The following is a 16,484-nucleotide window of genomic DNA, read 5'->3' on the forward strand; positions in this document are numbered from 1 at the left end:
GGTGGCCGCGCCTCCTCGGATCAGTCGAGCTGGCCGTCCAGGATCCAGTCCTCGAGGGTCTTCTGCTCCGCGGCCGTCAGGCAGGCAGAATTCGCGGCGTCGAGCGCCGGGTCGCCGGTGCATCCGCGGTTGCGCGGCATGCGGATGGCGTTGTCGAGGTCGTGGATGCGGATGGTGGCGCACTCCCCCTGCGTCCTCGTGGGTTCACCCGGGTCCACGGCGCACTGGGTCGAGCTCGAGGCAAGCTGCGAGGACTCGTAGGTGATGGCGAAGCCGCTGGCCGGCGCGGGATCCGTGCGGGTGTGGCAGGGCGAGCACTTTGCCAGCAGGATCGGCTCCACGTCGGCCCACCGTACGGGCTCGCCGTCATCGCCGCCGGCGCCGCCCGTGCCAGGAGCGCCGCCTGCGCCGCCTGCGCCGCCCTCGCCGCCCGCGCCGCCTGCGCCGCCCTCGCCGCCGGTGCCGGGAGCGCCGCCGGTGCCGCCCTCGCCGCCGGTGCCGGGAGCGCCGCCTGCGCCGCCTGCGCCGCCCTCGCCGCCCGTGCCAGGAGCGCCGCCTGCGCCGCCCTCGCCGCCCGTGCCAGGAGCGCCGCCGCTGCCGCCTTCGCCGCCGGTTCCGGGAGCGCCGCCGCTGCCGCCCTCGCCGCCGGTGCCGGGAGCGCCGCCGGTGCCGCCCTCGCCGCCGGTGCCGCTGGTGGTGCCGCCGCCAGTTCCTGCGCTGGTGCTGGTGGAGGTGCCGCCGCCGGCCTCACCGCCTGCGCCGCCTGCGCCAAAGTCGACCTCGTCGTCACCGCACGCGGCGAGCGCGAGGAGCAGCGTAGCGGTGGTCATGAAGAGACGAATGGAAGTACGCGGGATAGAGACCATGCGCGGAGAATAAGCGCGTGCAGTCTCGCGGGTAAATACTGCCGCACAGAAGTCACGATTCTATCATTGTTTCCTTGACGGAATATGCTTCCGCTGAATCGCGACGGTAGACGTCTCGGCTCGCCCGTCGGCCCGTGCTGCGTGAGCCCATGGCTCTGTTCGCTGGCCCGTTGACCGCGCCGATCGCGCCGCACCCCGCTGGAATCAGCATTGCGGGGGTACGACCGCGCGAGGGCGGGCTCGACGAGCTGGCGCTCGCGTACGGCGTGGTGCCGCGTTTGCGTCGTATCCCCGAGGTGCCACAGCTCATGATAGCTGTTCACCGTCCTCCTCATGGTGGATCGTTGAGCGCCGGCTCCCGCGACACCGACGGAACGCAGGTAATGTCAACTGCTCCGAGCGTCTCTCGTCAGTGCGCGGACGCCAGCGCTCCTCCTTGTCTCCTCGCGCGATCTCTCGATCCTCGGATCGGAGATGATGTGCTCGACCCCAGTGAGCCCGCGTTCATCGATGAGCCCGTCGCGTCCTCGCTCGTGCACGGGTTGTCGCGTTATGCCACGGGTGGATTACCGCGCCGCGCCATCGGGTTTGTATATTGCGGCCCGACTCGGACTATGGTTAACCGGTGGCGTCCCAGGACGCACCGTGTCATCCGGCGCGCCACGAGGCACGAGGCACGAGGAAGAACTGGCTCGGGCTCATGGCGACGGCGCGGCGGTGACGCTTCCGCGAACACGCGAGCGAACCCTCGTCCGCGGCGTGAGCGGGGCTTGCGTGCGGGGGGAGTCATGGATTAGAACGTTCCCTCTCTGTCTTATATTTCTTACACGTCCCGATCGACGCTTTGCTCGACTGTCACGGTTCACCTTAAAGCCCATCCTTCATCTCATCGACAAGAGAGGGGAGCACTCATGCGCCTCACACGGTATGCAACATGGATCATGGCGGCGGCTGTCGTTCTCGCGCCGGCCGCCTGCGGTGACGACACGTCCGACAACGCGACCGGCTCCGGGGCCAGCTCCGGCGCTGGTGCTGGCTCCGGAAGCGGCTCCGGCGCTGGCGCTGGCTCCGGAAGCGGCTCTGGCTCCGGAAGCGGCTCTGGCGCTGGCTCCTCCGGCAGCGGCTCGGGGACCGGAGGCGGCGGCACCGGCGGCAGCGACAGCACCGGCGGCGGCGGCAGCGGCGCCGGGGACAGCGTCGGCCTCTTGCCCTGCGACAATGGCTGGCCCGAGGTGCGGAGCGCGATCGCGCAGGATCCGGCGATCGAGGCGGCCATCACCGAGCTGCTCGGCAAGATGAAGGTGGAGGAGAAGGTCGGCCAGATGGTGCAGGCCGAGATCCAGAAGATCACGCCGGCCGAGGTGAAGCAGTACAACATCGGCTCCGTGCTGAACGGCGGCGGCTCCTGGCCGGGGAAGAACAAGAACGCGACGGCGGCGGACTGGGTGAAGCTCGCCGACGAGTTCTACAACGCCTCGGTGGACACCAGCGGTGGCCGCGTGGCCATCCCGATCATCTGGGGCATCGACGCGGTGCACGGGAACAACAATGTCCGCGGCGCCACGCTCTTCCCGCACAACATCGGCCTCGGCGCGGCGCACGACCCCGAGCTGCTCGAGCGCATCGGCGCCGCGACGGCCAAGGAGGTCCTCGCGACCGGGCTCGACTGGACCTTCGCCCCGACGCTCGCGACCGTGCGCGACGACCGCTGGGGCCGCACGTACGAGGGCTACTCCGAGGATCCCGAGATCGTGAACGCCTACGCGGGCCGGATCGTGCAAGGCATCCAGGGCGCCGCGAACAGCCCTGATCTCCTCGGAGCGACGCGCGTCATCGCGACGGCCAAGCACTTCATCGGTGACGGCGGCACGGACAAGGGCGATGACCAGGGGAACAACCTCGCCTCCGACACCGAGCTGTGCACGATCCACGCGCAGGGCTACCTGTCTGCCATCCCGGCGGGCGCGCAGACGGTCATGGCGTCGTACAACAGCATCCGCGGCCAGAAGATGCACGGGAAGGGCGATCTGCTCACCGGGGTGCTGAAGGACAAGTTCCACTTCGACGGGTTCGTCATCGGCGACTGGAACGGTCATGGGCAGGTGTCGGGCTGCACCAACTCCTCGTGCGCGGCCTCGATCAACGCCGGTGTGGACATGATCATGGTTCCGGACGACTGGAAGGCGTTCTACGACAACACGCTCAGTCAGGTGAAGGGCGGCCAGATCTCGATGGCGCGGGTCGACGACGCGGTGACGAGGATCTTGCGGGTCAAGATGCGGGCGGGGCTCCTCGGCCCGAAGAAGACCAAGCAGGCGCCGTCGAAGCGGATGTTCGCGGGCGATCAGTCGGTGCTCGGGCAAGCGGAGCACCGGGCCCTCGCGCGCGAGGCGGTCCGGAAGTCTCTTGTCCTCCTCAAGAACGCCGGCGGGGTCCTGCCCCTCGCCGCGTCGGCGAAGGTGCTCGTCGCGGGCAAGTCCGCGGACAGCATCCCGAACCAGGCCGGCGGCTGGTCGCGGACGTGGCAGGGCACCGACGTGACGAACGCCGATTTCCCCGGCGCGACGTCGATCCTCAAGGGGATCCAGGACCTCGTTTCGGCCGGCGGCGGCCAGGCGACGCTGAGCGCCAACGGCTCCGCCGCCAGTTCGGGGACCTTCGACGCGGCGATCGTGGTGATCGGCGAGACGCCTTATGCCGAGATGTACGGGGACATCCAGCTCGCGACGGACGACACCCCGCACGCGAAGACGCTGGAGCACGCGGTCTTCCACCCCGAGGATCTGCAGGTCCTCCAGGCGATCCGCACGGCCAAGCCGGATCTGCCGATCGTGACGGTCTTCCTCTCGGGCCGTCCGCTCTATGTCAACAAAGAGCTGAACCGCTCGGACGCCTTCGTGGCCGCGTGGCTCCCGGGCTCCGAGGGCGGCGGCGTGGCCGACGTGCTGTTCGGCAAGCAGCAGTTCCAGGGCAAGCTCTCGTTCTCCTGGCCTGCGACCGATTGCCAGCGCGTCAACCGCGGTGAAGACGGCGCGCTGTTCCCGTACGGCTTCGGCCTGACGACGGAGAACAAGGAGACGCCTGCGGCGCTCCCGGAGGCGTCCACCGCCAGCGGCTGCAACTGAATCCATCCTCCGCGCCGCTGCCGCTCTCGTGAGCGGCGGCGGCATTCGTAGGATAGGCCGAGGGACCCAGTCCGCCGCGCGGCGGGCCGGGTCTCCGTGATCAGCGCGCCAGCGCGCCGCCGCCTCGCGCGGTCGTGAGCACGACCTTGCCCGTGGTCGCGCGGGACGCGACTGCCTTCATGGCCGCCTTCGCCTCCGCCATCGGCGGCGCAGCCGAGACGAGCGGCTTGATCGCGCCCTGGCCGTAAAGCGCGTAGAGCTCGTCTTGCGCCCTCCGCGTGAGATCGGGCCGGGCGCGGCTGTAGGTGCCCCAGTAGAGGCCGACGACCGAATAGTTCTTCACGAGCAGGTGGTTCGCGCGCGCCGCGGGGATGCGGCCGGAGGCGAAGCCGATCACCACGATGCGTCCCTCGAAGGCGACGCATTTCGTCGACTGATCGAAGACGTCGCCGCCGACGGGGTCGAAGACGATATCGGCCCCCCGGCCCGAGGTCCGCTCCTTCACGATGGCGACGAAGTCCTCGCGCCGGTAGTCGATCGCGACGTCTGCCCCGAGCGCGCGGCAGACCGCCGTCTTCTCCTCGCCGCCGGCGGTCGCGATGACGGTCGCGCCGGCCGCCTTGGCGAGCTGGATCGCCGCGCTGCCGACGCCGCCCGCGCCGGCGTGCACGAGGACAGTGTCGCCCGGCTGGACGCCGGCGCGCCGGTGGAGCGCGAAATAGCCTGTCTGGTAGGTGATGGTCATCGCCGCGGCGTCCTCGAACGGCATCGCGTCCGGGAGCGCATAGGTGGTGCGCGGCCCCGCGATGGCGTGCGTCGCGTACCCCCCGGAGCCGGGGAGCGTCGCGGCCACGCGGGCGCCCGGCGGGAGGGACGGCTCGCGGCTCTCGACGACGAGGCCGGCGACCTCGAAGCCGGGGATGAACGGCGGAGTCGGCTTGACCTGGTGCGCGCCCGCCGTGAAGAGCACGTCGGGGAAGTTGATCGCGGCGGCGGCCACCTCGATCCGGACCTCCCCCTCGGCGAGCGGGGGGTCGTCCACCTCTTCCCAGACGAGGATCTCGGGGGGACCGAAGGCGTGTCCGCGCCAGGCGTGCATGCGCGCGGACCTTAGCAGAAAGCCCAGGCGACCCGGCGGAAGCCGCCGCGGCGCCGCCTCGCGCGCCGGGGATCCCCTGCGGGATCGCCGGCGCGCGAGATCAGCGGACGATCTCGATCGGCAGCTTCGCCGTCACGGAGCCCTGCTCCTGCCCGTCGAACGTCACCTCGACATCGTAGGTCCCCGGCGCGAAGAACTCGTCTTCCGGGTTGTCCGTGTCCGATGGCCCGCTCCACTGCCGCCCCGACCAGGAGATCGTGTGCGTCGCCGCCGTCGCGTCGACCTGCACGGTTGCCGCGTCGTCGGGAGCGCAACACCCGGTGTCACAGAGGCAGTACTGCTGTGGATCTCCCGCCGTCGACAGCCCTGTGATCTGGTACGTGACGAACGAGCGCGGATCCGCGCTCGGCACGACGCAGTGCCCGCACCCGTCGGAGGCCGCGATCTCGATCGGAGGGACGCTCGCGTCTGTCGTGACCGTGTAGACGAACTCCGCTGGCTCGCCCCTCCAGTAGACGCAGCGGCTGGACTCGATCGATATCGTCACGCCCGGGATCGTGCCCTGGACGTCGCGCACCGCGCACGGCTCGGCCCCAGACGGCAGCCCGCGGTCGCCGCCGCTGCTGCTGCTCTCGCCGTCGCCGCCGCTCCCGGCGCCCTCCTTGCTGCCGCCGCATCCGGTCGCGCACGCGGCCGACAGCAAGGCTATCGCCAGAGCTCGAAGCATGTCGTTTGCCATTCCCTCACCTCTCCCTCCTTCGCGCCACGCCGCCTGTCTGCGGCGGCGCGCGATCGGCAGCAAGGGAGATGCTCCGCGAGGCGCGCGCGGGCTCCGGAGGGACAGGCCGTGGCGCGCGCCACCCCGGGGTGTCGACTGTGCCACCCTGGGCCGCGGCCTGCTTGCGGGCGTCGCCTCGGCCGTGCTTCAGGGGTAGATCTCGATCCCCAGCTTCGCCGTGACGACGCCCTGCTCCTTGCCATCGAACGTCACCTCGACTTCGTAGCTCCCCGGCGCGAAGGGGTCGCCCTCCGGATTGCTCGTGTCGGACGGCCCGGTCCACTGCCGCCCCGACCAGCGGATCGTCTGCGTCGCCGTGGTCGCGTCGACCTGCACGGTCACCGCCTCGTCGGGAGCGCAGCAGCCCACGTCGCACAGGCAGTAGAGCTGCGGCTGCGGATCGGCACCCCACGAGAGGCCGCTGATCTTGTAGGAGACGAACGAGAGCGGATCGCTCGTCGGTTCGACGCAGCGCCCGCAGCCCGTGGAGGCCGCGATGTCGATCGGGGGGACGCTCGAGTCGGTCGTGACCGTGTAGATGAACTCGGCCGGCTCTCCCTGGCGGTAGTTGCAGCGGCTCGACTCGATCGATATCTTCACGCCGGGGATCGTGCCCTCGACGTCACGCACCGCGCACGGCCCGTCCGACGGGTCGATGCAGCCGCCGCCGCTCCCCTCGCCGCAGCCGCCGCTGCCGTCCTCGCCGCTGCCGTCGTTGCCGCCACCGCCGCTGTTGTCGCCGCCGCTGCCGCCGCTGCCGCCGTTGCCGCCGTTGCCGCCGTTGCCGCCGTTGCCGCGGTTGTCGCCGCCGCTGCCGCCGTTGCCGCCGCTGGCGCCAATGCCGTCATTCACGCTGTTCTTGCATCCCATCAGGCACGCACTGGACAGCAGGGCTGCCGCCAGCACGCGAAGCACGTCGCTCGTCATCGCATCACCTCGTGGCTCCGCCACCGAACCTCGCGCGCGGCGGCGCGGGGCGTGCAGCAAAAGGGATGCCTCGCACAGCAAGCGCAGATCCCGCAGGAGCGCTTCTGGCGCGTGACACACCGGATCTTCGATTGTGCCAATTTGAGCCGTACCGGCCAGGTGAGCTGCTCCGCTCGCAGGGCGCCATTCCCGGCGAGCCAGCTTTTCCGGGGCATCCGAGCGACATCTCAACGCACGAACCGGCGGCCGGCCCGGCTCATCCCGCGACGCGCCGGCGCGCCGCCGTCACTCGATCTCGGGGTACCAGCACGCCACGCGGTGGCCGCTGCCGGGGACGAGCTCTTCGAGCGGCGGGATCTCGACGTCGCATTTGCCCTCTTCGGCCTTCCGGCAGCGAGGGTGGAACACGCAGCCGTCGGGCGGGTTGATCGCGCTCCCAGGCGCGCCGGGCAGCAGGCGGCGCGCCTTGCTCCCCCGCTCGATCGACGGCGTCGCCTCGAAGAGCGCGCGCGTGTACGGGTGGTGCCGCCGCCCGGCCACGCCCTGCGTGGGGCCGATCTCCACGATGCGGCCGAGGTACATCACCGCGACGCGGTGGCTCACGTGCTCGACGACGCGGAGGTCGTGCGAGATGAACAGCAGGCCGAGCGACAGCTCGTCCTGGAGCTCCTCCAGCAGGTTGACGATCTGGGCCTGCACCGAGAGGTCGAGCGCGCTCACGGGCTCGTCGCAGACGATGAAGTCCGGGCGCACGGCGAGGGCGCGGGCGATCGCGACCCGCTGCCGCTGGCCGCCGGAGAGCTCGTGGGGGAAGCGCTCCATCATGTCCGGCCGCAGGCCGACCTTCTGGAGCGCGCCCTCGACCATCGCGGTCTCCTCGTCGCGGCTCCTCGCGAGGCGGTGGATGACGATGCCCTCGCCGACGATCTCGCGCAGCGTCATGCGCGGGTTGAGCGAGCCGTAGGGGTCCTGGAAGACGATCTGCATCCGCCGGCGCATGGCCCTCAGCGCGCGGCTCGACAGGGCGCTCAGGTCGTGGCCGTCGAAGAGGACCCGGCCGACCGTGGGCTCGATGAGCCGGAGCACGAGGCGCCCGAGGGTGCTCTTGCCGGAGCCCGACTCGCCGACCAGGCCGAGCGTCTCGCCCCGGTGGACGTGGAAGGTCGCCTCGACGACGGCCTGCACGAACGACGGCTTCGCGAAGGCGCCGCGCTGCACCGGGTAGAACTTCGAGAGCCCCTCCGCCTGGACGAGCGGCCGCTCGCCCGGCGCGCTCTCCGCGCCCTCCGGGTGCGCCGCGGCTGCAGGGTGCGGGTGCGGCGCGGCGGGCTCGTCGCGCTGCGTGGGCGGCGGGGATCCGCTGTCGCGCGTCACGAGGCGCCCTCGTTGCCCGCGCGCCCCGGGCCCGTGAGGAGGAAGCAGCGCGCCGCGTGGTGCCCCGCGCCGGGCGGGGCGGCGTACAGGTCCGGCGCCTCGGCGCGGCAGCGGTCGAACACGGCGTCGCAGCGGTCCTGGAAGCGGCAGCCGCGCGGCGGATCGCGCAGATCGGGCAGCGCGCCCGGGATGGTCGGCAGGCGGAGCGAGCGCTCGCCGCGCACGCGGTGCGGGCGGATCCCGCGCGCCGGGATGCTCCTGAGGAGCGCGCGCGTGTACGGGTGCGACGGCGCCGCGAGCACGTCGCGCGCCGGCCCTTGCTCGACGACGACGCCGGCGTAGAGGACGACGATCTCGTCCGCGAGCTCGCCGACGACGGCGAGGTCGTGCGCGATGAGCAGGAGGCTCATCGACGTCTCTGCCTTGAGCCGCTCGAGGAGATCGAGGATCTGCGCCTGCGTCGTCGTGTCGAGCGCGGTGGTGGGCTCGTCGGCGATGAGCAGCGAGGGCTCCGGCGCGAGGGCCATGGCGATCATGACGCGCTGGCGCATCCCGCCGGACAGCTCGTGCGGGTAGCTGTTCGCGCGGACCTCGGGCTCGGGGAAGCCGACCTTGCGCAGGAGGTTCACGGCGTAGAGCCGGGCGTCGCCGCGGGACATGGGCCGGTGCAGCCGGATGGCCTCGGCGATCTGGGCGCTGACCGTGTACACGGGGTTCAGCGAGGTCATCGGCTCCTGGAAGATCATGCCGATCTTCCCGCCGCGCACGGCGCGCATCTCGCGCTCGCTCAGCGCGAGGAGGTCCTGGCCGTCGAGCTCGATCGAGCCGCCGTCGATGGACGCGTAGGGCGCGGGCAGGAGCCGCAGGATGCTCAGCGCGGTCACCGTCTTGCCGCAGCCCGACTCGCCGACGAGCGCCACGGTGCGCCCGCGCGGCACCGTGAACGAGACGCGGTCGAGGGCGCGCGTGACGCGGCCGTCGGCGGCGAACGAGACGCGGAGGTCGCTCACCCGGAGCAGCGTGGGCGGCGGGGCCTCCTCGGGCGAGAGGGGCGGCGCGGTGCGGGGCAGCGGGAGGGGGCGCCCGCTCGCCGTCGAGCGCTGGGTGACGGCGGGCTCGTCGTCGTCGAGCAGGCCGCGCGCGAGGGCGCCGTGGGGGACGGCGGAGGCGCTGGGCGCGGGACGAGCGCCTGCGGTCGGCGTGGCGGGCGCGGGAAGAGCGCCCGCGCCCGAGGGGTCGGGTGTGGCCGGGGCGCTGGGCAGGGAAGGCGCGCTGGGTGCGGGCGGCCTTCTCTCGCCGAGGTCGTGGCGGATCAGGGGAAGCGGGAGCGAGTTCCGCGCGCCGAGGTCGTCGTCCTCGTCGTCCTGGCCGTTGCTCACCGTACGTACACCTCGAGGCGGGGGCCGACGCCCTGGGAGATGCCCATCGAGTAGGCGGCCCCGACGGCGTCGCTCCCCGCCGCGAGGATGGCGATGCCGTGGTCGTCCTTGCGCCGCCTGGCCCTGTCGCGCACGAGCGAGGTGACGTCGATCCGGAGCGGTGTCGCCGGTCGGGGCCGCGCGATGGCGGCGGCCTCCGGGATCGACAGCCGCGGCTGCCGCCCCCACGTCGCCGTCTCGGAGCGCCACGGCTCGAGGATGCGCGCCACCTCCAGGGTGAGCGCGCGCTCGGCGGGAGGCGCCATCGGGGCCGGCTCCAGCACGACGAAGGCGCTCGCGATGTCGGCGCCGACGCCGAAGGTCGGCGAGAACCGGAGCAGCAGGACGACTTCACCGGCGCCGGCGCGCCCGAGCGCGACGGCGTCGGGGACGCCCGGCGCTGCCGCGGCGTCGTCCTCGACGAGGACGGCGAGGTCCTCGGGCGGGAGCAGCACGCGGCGCGCGTCGAGGGGCGCGGGGAGGGCGCTCGCGGGCCGGCAGCGCCCGGCGACGCAGTACCCGGCGCCGCAGACGCCCGCGCCTGCGCAGACGCCCGCGTCCTTCGCGGGGCCGCCGCCGCAGCCCAGGAGCGGCGGCGCCGCGACGAGAAGGGCCACGGGCGCGAGGGCGGCGAGCAGACGCACAGCGGGGGCGACCATAGCAGAGGGCGGCCCGGGTAGGGCGGCCCCGGTGGCGGGGGCGGGGCGCGGCGGGGGTGGTGGCGGGCGCGGCGCGCAGGGGCGCGGCGCATCCGAAGCGGGGGCGCGCGCTCGGGCGTGGAGGGCGGCGGCGCGCCCGGGAGGGGCCGTGGCGGGCGCGCGCGGGCCGCTGCCCGAACGGCGTGGTCGGCGTGGACGCGGGGAACGCGGGCGTCTCGAGAGGCGTTGCCGGTCAAGAGCGTCGCGATCCCTGTTGTCGGGCCGCGGCCGCTCTGCTGGGATGCCGTGTCGTGCGCGTTCGAGCCATTACCTTCCTGAGAGCGCTGTTGATCGTGGCCGCCGTGCCTGGGGCGCTCGCCGCCTGCGGAAAGAAGGCGCCGCTCGGGTCTCCGTGCCGCGCGGACGACGACTGCGCGTCGGGCCTCGCCTGCCACCGCGAGCAGTGCCTGCACGAGGGGAGCGCCCGGCGCCTGCGCGACGAGGAGCAGCGCGCCGCGGGCGACGGCGGCGCGCGGAAGGTCGGCGACCGCGTCGAGGTCGAGTGGAAGGGCTCGTACAAGCCCGCGATCATCACCGGCGTCGTCGCCCCCGGCTCCTACCGGGTCCACTTCGACGGGTACGACGCGCAGTGGGACGAGGTCGTGACGGAGGCGCGCATCAAGGGCGGCGCGCGCTCGGGCTCGGGGCAGCGCACGGCGGTGCCGGCGGCGAGCAGCACGCCGCGCTGAGCGGCGGAAGGCGGCGCCCGGAGCACGTGGAGCTCGGCCGCGAGGGTCGGGAGCGGTGCCGCGAGGCAGCTCCGCAGCGCATCGCCTGCCCGATAGCCGGTGAATCGATCTCCCATGCTCCCACCATGACTATTTGCTGTCCGCGCGGATGAAGTCCACGAACGCGCGAAGCGCCGCGGGCATGTGGCGGCGGCTCGGATAATAAAGAAAGGGGCCGGAGAGACGCGACCACCAGCGCTCCATAACCGGCTTCAAGGCGCCGCTCTCGAGGTGCGGGCGCAGCCAGTCCTCGAACCAGTAGATGAGACCGGTGCCCGCGATCGCGGCGTCCACGAGGAGGTCCGTCGCGCTCCCGAGGCTGCCGACGAGCGGGCCGGTCGGGTCGACCTTCACGACCTCGCCGTCGCGCTCGAATTCCCACGGGCACAGCGCGCCGTTCGGGAAGCGGCCGCGCAGACATGCGTGATCGAGGAGCTTGCGCGGATGGGTCGGGCGCCCGTGCCGCTCGAGGTAGGCGCCCGACGCCGCGAGCGCCAGGCGCTGCTCGCGCTGGCCGATCGGGACCGCGATCATGTCTTTCTCGAGCGTCTCTTCGTAACGAATGCCTGCGTCGCAGCCCGCGGCGAGGATGTCGACGAGCGTGTCGTCCGCCGTCACCTCGACACGGATATCGGGATATGCGGCGAGGAACGGCGGCAAGATCCGTGGGAGCACGAGCCGCGCGGCGACGACGGGGACGTTCAACCGGAGCGTGCCGGCTGGCTGATCGCGCGAGCTCTTCACGACGTCGAGCGCCGCTGCGATCTCGGCGAGCGCAGGACCGAGCCGCTCGAGGAGCCGCGCGCCGGCCTCGGTCGGCGCGACGCTGCGGGTCGTCCGATGAAGCAGCCGAACGCCGAGCTCGCCCTCCAGCCGGCGCACCGCCTCGCTCGCGCTCGACGCGCTCGACGCGCTCGTGCGGCTCGTGCGGCTCGCCTCGCGGAAGCCGCCGGCGCGCGCCACCGCGGCGAAGACTCGGACGTCGTCGAGATCCACTGCCATTGTTCGCCTTTCCGCACGGGCCGTGCTGATTCGAGGCTCTTATCATACACCCCGTCGTCGCCTACCGTCGACAGCCATGACGGATCTAGCCAAGGTCGGGACGTTCAAGATGGGCAGTCGCACGGTGAAGCGCTTCGGATACGGAGCCATGCAGCTCGCCGGGCCGGGCGTGTTCGGACCGCCGAAAGACCGCGATGCCGCGCTCGCCGTGCTGCGCGAGGCGGTGAAGAGCGGCGTCGATCACATCGACACGAGCGACGTGTACGGGCCGCACGTCACGAATCAGATCATCCGCGAGGCGCTGCACCCGTATCCGAGGGATCTGGTGATCGCCACGAAGGTCGGCGCAAGACGCGGCCCACAGGGATCCTGGGAGCCGGCGTTCGCCGCCGAGGACATCACGAGCGCGGTCCACGACAACCTCCGGAATCTCGGCCTCGACGCGCTCGACGTCGTGAACCTGCGCATCCTGTTCGACGCGCAGGGACCCGCGGAAGGCTCGATCGAGGCGCCGCTCTCCGCGCTCATGAAGCTGCAGCGCGAGGGCAAGGTCCGCCACATCGGTCTCAGCAACGTGACCGCGAAGCAGGTGGAAGAGGGGCGCGCGATGACCGAGATCGCGTGCGTGCAGAACCTGTACAACCTCGCGCACCGGCAGGACGACGCGCTGATCGACAGCCTCGCCGCGGCGGGCATCGCGTACGTGCCGTTCTTCCCGCTCGGCGGCTTCTCGCCGCTCCAGTCCTCGACGCTGTCCGACGTCGCGCGTCGGCTCGGCGCGACGCCGATGCAGGTCGCGCTCGCGTGGCTGCTGCGGCGCTCGCCCAATATCCTCCTCATTCCCGGGACGTCGAGCGTCGAGCACCTGCGCGAGAACCTCGCGGCGGCAGATCTCGAGCTGTCCGACGGCGCGATGGAGGCGCTCGACCGTATCTAGATCACTCTCAAGGTCGCATTGTCCCGCTCACCTCGGGTGGTAGAAGGGGAGGGGACGCGCAACAACTTCGATTGTGCAGACTCGATCCCTGCGACGCCCCCTGGAGCCGCCTTGGCAATGAATGGCCAGGGGATCGGCGGCATCGAAGGCGCCATGCACACGAGATCCACCCAGATTGTCGCGGTGTCGTTCATCGCTCTCCTCGGTTGCTCCGACGCAGGGGGCGGAAACCTCGGCGGAGGCGGAGCTGCTCCTGGAACGACGACCGGCACGGAGGGCGGCTCCGGGGGCGGAGGCGGAGGCTCCGGCGGCGAGAATCCCACCCCCGGCTCCGGAGGCCACGGCGGCGCCGGGGGCTCGGGCGGTGAGAGCTCCACGTCGGGCTCGGGCGGTGAGAACTCCACGTCAGGCACCGGCGGCGCCGGCGGCGAAGGAGCCGGCGGCGCCGGCGGCGGCGAAGGGGGCAGTGCCGCCTTCGGGCCGTGCGGCACTGCAGGCACCTCGTTCGGCCCTCCGGAGGCCTTTCTCGATCTCGGTCACCAGAAAGGCCTCAGCCGGCTCTTCGTCTCCGGAAGCCGCGTGCTGAGCTGGGACTACGATCGCTGGATGCTCTGGGATACCGACTCCAGCGCTGCGATCGCCGACGGACACGCGCCGGGCGGCTTCGACCCCGGCAGCCCGACGCTCGGGACCCTGCCGTTCGAGCTGCCGGGCGGCGTGGTCCTCCGCGGCAACATCGTGCTGATCCAGACGGACCCCGAGCACGCCTTCGAGCTGCGCAGCGCCATCGACGGCTCCGTCCTGGCCTCCGTGACCACCGAGTACGACCAGGCGGGGCTCGCGAGCGACGGCAGCTACGCCTGGACGCGCCGCCAGTCCACCAGCACGATCACGCTCTGGAGCACCGCGGGGGTCGAGCGCTGGTCCGCACCGGTGAGCCACCACGGCGACGTCTACGCGGCGCCGGACGCGCTCCGGATCGCACCGGAGCCTCCTGTTCCCCCGCAAAATAGCATCGCCGTGCTCCCCGCTGACGGCTCGCCTCCCACGGTCACCCCCGAGCTCTCTGGCTCATTCCACTCCTGGTTCCAGGATGGCGAGCGATTTCTCACCACCGTCGGCACGACGGTGCGCGTGTACTCGAAGGCGGCGATCCAGGAGGGCATCGTCAACCTGCCGTCGATCACGCAACTCGCGGGGACGCGCGACTATTTCTGGATGCTCGCGGACAACAGAGCGGGCTCTCCGCTCATGGTCTATCGCGTCGGAGGCGGGGCCGTTCCCGTCGCCGAGTACCCTGACCGAGCCGACTATCGCTACACGTTCACGCCGACCGAGCGTGCGCTCGCCTTGCTCCACAAGCAAGCGTCGAGGCTCGACATCATCGATCTCGACGGCCCCGAGGTGACCCTGAGCGAACACGTGCCGCCGCTGGTCGCGAACGCCCACGTCCACATCGACCAGGAGCTGCGCCTGGCGGTCTCGAACGTGTACGGCGCGATCTCGTACAAGGGCACCCTCACCGATCCGGATAGCACGGGGCTGCTCGGCTGCGGCGCGCTCCACTCCGTCGCAGGCGCTCCCTCGGGGCACGTGGCGCTCGCGACGGGTTCGGGGAAGACGCTCGTCTATGATACGGCGGCGCTCGACGCCGGACCCTCGGCGGTCGTTCCGTTCCACAGCAACAAGGTGCTGCTCTCGGCGGACGGCGGCCTGCTCGCGGCGCGCGCCGCCCTCGATCCGATGGTCACGGACACATCACTCCGTCTTTTCTCGCTGCCGGACGGCGCGCAGCTCGCCTCGCTCTCGCGCGAGGAGGTGATTCAAGACTTCTCGATGTCCTTCGACGGCAGCACGGTCGGCCGCACTTACCACGTCGACTCGCACAGGACGGAGCGCGTCGTGAGCGACTGGGCGGGCAGCGCGCCGCTCTTCCAGGACACCGGGCACCGGCCGGCGCCGCTCGTCTCCCCCGACGGTCACCACGTCGTCGTCACGGACTCCGCCCCCTCGGAAGGCTGCGGGTTCACGCAGCTCTACGAGGACAGCGCGCTCGTCAACGTGGTGCCCGGCTGCGCGATCGGCTGGCTCGACGACACCCACGTTCTCGTCCAGTCGTACACCCGCTTCCTCCAAAGCAGCCCCTGGACGTATCAGGCCTCCACGATCTACGACGAGCTCGGCAACCCGGTCGACGCGCCGCCACTGCCGAGGATCCCTATCCGCACCGACTCCGGGGATGTGAGCGACAACTACGGGATCCAGCCGGTCTCGGCGACGGCGCTCTACTCGCGCTACGACGGCGTCCTCTACGACATCGAGACGGGGGCGGCGCTCGCGACCTTCCCGGGCTTGCGAAGCGCCGTCGCCGGCGCCTTCATGGTCCATCCGTGCGGCTACGGCGTGTGCGCAGAGACCTACTGAGCCGGCGTGCGGCGCCTGGTTCAACCTCCGCCGGATTCCAGCAAGACGCGAACTCAAAAATCGAGATCGGCCCGTGCCCAGACTGGCTCCGTCACGTTCTTCCTAGGGCGAAGGGGCCGGCGACAACGGCGGGCCGCTTCCGGGGCGCCGCGCTGCATGGGCCGGCCGGCTCCCCTCCATCCACACGTTGCGAGCTGCAGGGCTGGACCATGCGCAAGACTTATCTCATGGCGTCGATTTTCGTTGCGACCGCGCTCCTGGGGGCCGGCTGCAAAACGGGGACATGCGCGGATGCCGTCGAGCACGCCGAGGCCTGCGGGGTCGACGACCTCGAGCTCGAGGACGACTTCTCCGGCTGCTCCGAACACGAGGAGTGTCGCGCGTCGTGCGTGCTCGACGCGCCCTGCGATGAGATCAAGGCGTCTTTCGCCGGCGGCACGGACCGCAACACGGAGGCCTGGCGCTGCTACGAGCAGTGCCCCCTCTCCGATTGATGGCCATTCCACCGATCGGTTTTCACTCCACAGCCTGCGGCCCGCGCCGTGACGCCTGAACCGTGCGCGGGGCACGCGCCTCTGCCCGCTGCACCCGCGTCGCCTGCGCCTGAGTCGCCCGCGCCTGCCAACGCCGTGGGCGACGACGTGAGCCGCATGGTGTGGTGGCCCGCCTCATCGACGGCCCGGGGTGGGGCGAAACGGCGGACGCGTCGCAGCTGGCGACCGACCCGGGCGGCTGACGCCGGTCACCAGCCGGATTTCTCGTCCTCGCCCAGCGCGCCGCCGATCAGGCCGGCCGCGCCGCCCACGGCCGCGCCGCTGGCGCCTCCGAGGAGGCCTCCGACGAGCGCCCCCTTGGCAGCGCCTCCGGCGAGCTCGTCCTCCGACGAGGACTCCCTCGCTTCTCCCTCCACCGCCGGGTCCGGCTGCTCCTGCCGGCTCGTCGGCGGTCTCGGCCGATTCTTCTGCTGCTTTTTCATGAGGAGCTTCGAAGCAAGCCTCGTACCAGCAACGACGGCTGGCCGCCGGAGCGGGGAGGTCTCCGCTCGGCCTGGTGGATCGCGCCGGACGCCGCCGTCTCAACGGGTTGTGAAAGGCGATGCGCGATGAGG

14 protein-coding genes are annotated in these 16,484 nt (G+C 71.7%); 5 read left to right on the plus strand and 9 right to left on the minus strand.

The window, feature by feature from the left end; genetic code table 11:
- Window positions 1-20 precede the first annotated feature (20 nt).
- Window positions 21-830 carry a hypothetical protein gene (locus WMF12_RS44755; protein ID WP_437854804.1) on the minus strand — a complete coding sequence of 270 codons (810 nt, stop codon included), beginning with the start codon at window positions 828-830 and terminating at the stop codon, window positions 21-23.
- A gap of 947 nt (window positions 831-1,777) precedes the next feature.
- On the opposite strand from WMF12_RS44755, the gene WMF12_RS44760 reads away from it, so the two are divergent.
- On the plus strand, window positions 1,778-3,991 hold the full coding sequence (locus WMF12_RS44760) for a glycoside hydrolase family 3 protein (RefSeq protein ID WP_437854805.1): 2,214 nt from the start codon (window positions 1,778-1,780) through the stop codon (window positions 3,989-3,991).
- Window positions 3,992-4,091: 100 nt separating this feature from the next.
- Here WMF12_RS44760 and WMF12_RS44765 read toward each other — a convergent pair whose 3' ends face one another.
- From WMF12_RS44765 to WMF12_RS44790, 6 genes are all read right to left on the minus strand, one after another.
- The gene (locus tag WMF12_RS44765; protein WP_437854806.1) at window positions 4,092-5,090 is read right to left on the minus strand and encodes an NADPH:quinone oxidoreductase family protein; all 999 of its coding nucleotides are present in this window, start codon (window positions 5,088-5,090) and stop codon (window positions 4,092-4,094) included.
- Window positions 5,091-5,190: 100 nt separating this feature from the next.
- Window positions 5,191-5,817: a hypothetical protein gene (locus tag WMF12_RS44770; RefSeq protein ID WP_437854807.1), complete on the minus strand. Its 627-nt coding sequence runs from the start codon at window positions 5,815-5,817 to the stop codon at window positions 5,191-5,193.
- A 198-nt stretch (window positions 5,818-6,015) separates the two neighbouring features.
- The gene (locus tag WMF12_RS44775; protein ID WP_437854809.1) at window positions 6,016-6,795 is read right to left on the minus strand and encodes a hypothetical protein; all 780 of its coding nucleotides are present in this window, start codon (window positions 6,793-6,795) and stop codon (window positions 6,016-6,018) included.
- A gap of 285 nt (window positions 6,796-7,080) precedes the next feature.
- Window positions 7,081-8,169, minus strand: coding sequence for an ABC transporter ATP-binding protein (locus tag WMF12_RS44780; RefSeq protein WP_437854811.1), 1,089 nt, complete (start codon window positions 8,167-8,169; stop codon window positions 7,081-7,083).
- Window positions 8,166-9,548: an oligopeptide/dipeptide ABC transporter ATP-binding protein gene (locus WMF12_RS44785; RefSeq protein ID WP_437854813.1), complete on the minus strand. Its 1,383-nt coding sequence runs from the start codon at window positions 9,546-9,548 to the stop codon at window positions 8,166-8,168. Before WMF12_RS44785 ends, WMF12_RS44780 begins: the two co-directional genes overlap by 4 nt.
- Window positions 9,545-10,204: a hypothetical protein gene (locus WMF12_RS44790; RefSeq protein ID WP_437854816.1), complete on the minus strand. Its 660-nt coding sequence runs from the start codon at window positions 10,202-10,204 to the stop codon at window positions 9,545-9,547. Before WMF12_RS44790 ends, WMF12_RS44785 begins: the two co-directional genes overlap by 4 nt.
- A 374-nt stretch (window positions 10,205-10,578) precedes the next feature.
- On the opposite strand from WMF12_RS44790, the gene WMF12_RS44795 reads away from it, so the two are divergent.
- Window positions 10,579-10,974: a hypothetical protein gene (locus tag WMF12_RS44795; protein ID WP_437854818.1), complete on the plus strand. Its 396-nt coding sequence runs from the start codon at window positions 10,579-10,581 to the stop codon at window positions 10,972-10,974.
- Between the two features lie 129 nt (window positions 10,975-11,103).
- Here the strand turns inward: WMF12_RS44795 and WMF12_RS44800 are convergent, their stop codons facing one another.
- Window positions 11,104-12,015 (minus strand): LysR substrate-binding domain-containing protein, encoded by a 912-nt coding sequence (locus tag WMF12_RS44800; protein WP_437854819.1) that lies wholly within the window; start codon window positions 12,013-12,015, stop codon window positions 11,104-11,106.
- Window positions 12,016-12,091: 76 nt separating this feature from the next.
- Between WMF12_RS44800 and WMF12_RS44805 the strand changes: the two genes are divergently transcribed.
- The 3 genes from WMF12_RS44805 to WMF12_RS44815 all read left to right on the plus strand — a co-directional run bounded on the left by WMF12_RS44805 (window position 12,092) and on the right by WMF12_RS44815 (window position 15,870).
- On the plus strand, window positions 12,092-12,952 hold the full coding sequence (locus tag WMF12_RS44805; protein WP_437854821.1) for an aldo/keto reductase family oxidoreductase: 861 nt from the start codon (window positions 12,092-12,094) through the stop codon (window positions 12,950-12,952).
- A gap of 153 nt (window positions 12,953-13,105) precedes the next feature.
- Window positions 13,106-15,376, plus strand: coding sequence for a hypothetical protein (locus WMF12_RS44810; protein WP_437854823.1), 2,271 nt, complete (start codon window positions 13,106-13,108; stop codon window positions 15,374-15,376).
- A gap of 209 nt (window positions 15,377-15,585) precedes the next feature.
- Window positions 15,586-15,870: a hypothetical protein gene (locus WMF12_RS44815; protein ID WP_437854825.1), complete on the plus strand. Its 285-nt coding sequence runs from the start codon at window positions 15,586-15,588 to the stop codon at window positions 15,868-15,870.
- 248 nt (window positions 15,871-16,118) lie between these two features.
- Here the strand turns inward: WMF12_RS44815 and WMF12_RS44820 are convergent, their stop codons facing one another.
- A complete protein-coding gene (locus tag WMF12_RS44820) occupies window positions 16,119-16,352 on the minus strand; it encodes a hypothetical protein (protein ID WP_437854827.1) in 234 nt (77 codons plus the stop codon).
- Window positions 16,353-16,484 lie beyond the last annotated feature (132 nt).

The organism is Sorangium sp. So ce363, assembly GCF_051520435.1.
Taxonomy (GTDB): Bacteria; Myxococcota_A; Polyangia; order Polyangiales; family Polyangiaceae; genus Sorangium; species Sorangium cellulosum_B.

Excerpts from the sequence above, each read along its gene's own strand:
- WMF12_RS44755 (WP_437854804.1), bottom strand. The coding sequence starts at position 830 with ATGACCACCGCTACGCTGCTCCTCGCGCTCGCCGCGTGCGGTGACGAC.
- WMF12_RS44760 (WP_437854805.1), top strand. The coding sequence starts at position 1,778 with ATGCGCCTCACACGGTATGCAACATGGATCATGGCGGCGGCTGTCGTT.
- WMF12_RS44810 (WP_437854823.1), top strand. The coding sequence starts at position 13,106 with ATGCACACGAGATCCACCCAGATTGTCGCGGTGTCGTTCATCGCTCTC.
- WMF12_RS44800 (WP_437854819.1), bottom strand. The coding sequence starts at position 12,015 with ATGGCAGTGGATCTCGACGACGTCCGAGTCTTCGCCGCGGTGGCGCGC.
- WMF12_RS44765 (WP_437854806.1), bottom strand. The coding sequence starts at position 5,090 with ATGCACGCCTGGCGCGGACACGCCTTCGGTCCCCCCGAGATCCTCGTC.
- WMF12_RS44770 (WP_437854807.1), bottom strand. The coding sequence starts at position 5,817 with ATGCTTCGAGCTCTGGCGATAGCCTTGCTGTCGGCCGCGTGCGCGACC.
- WMF12_RS44775 (WP_437854809.1), bottom strand. The coding sequence starts at position 6,795 with ATGACGAGCGACGTGCTTCGCGTGCTGGCGGCAGCCCTGCTGTCCAGT.
- WMF12_RS44815 (WP_437854825.1), top strand. The coding sequence starts at position 15,586 with ATGCGCAAGACTTATCTCATGGCGTCGATTTTCGTTGCGACCGCGCTC.
- WMF12_RS44805 (WP_437854821.1), top strand. The coding sequence starts at position 12,092 with ATGACGGATCTAGCCAAGGTCGGGACGTTCAAGATGGGCAGTCGCACG.
- WMF12_RS44820 (WP_437854827.1), bottom strand. The coding sequence starts at position 16,352 with ATGAAAAAGCAGCAGAAGAATCGGCCGAGACCGCCGACGAGCCGGCAG.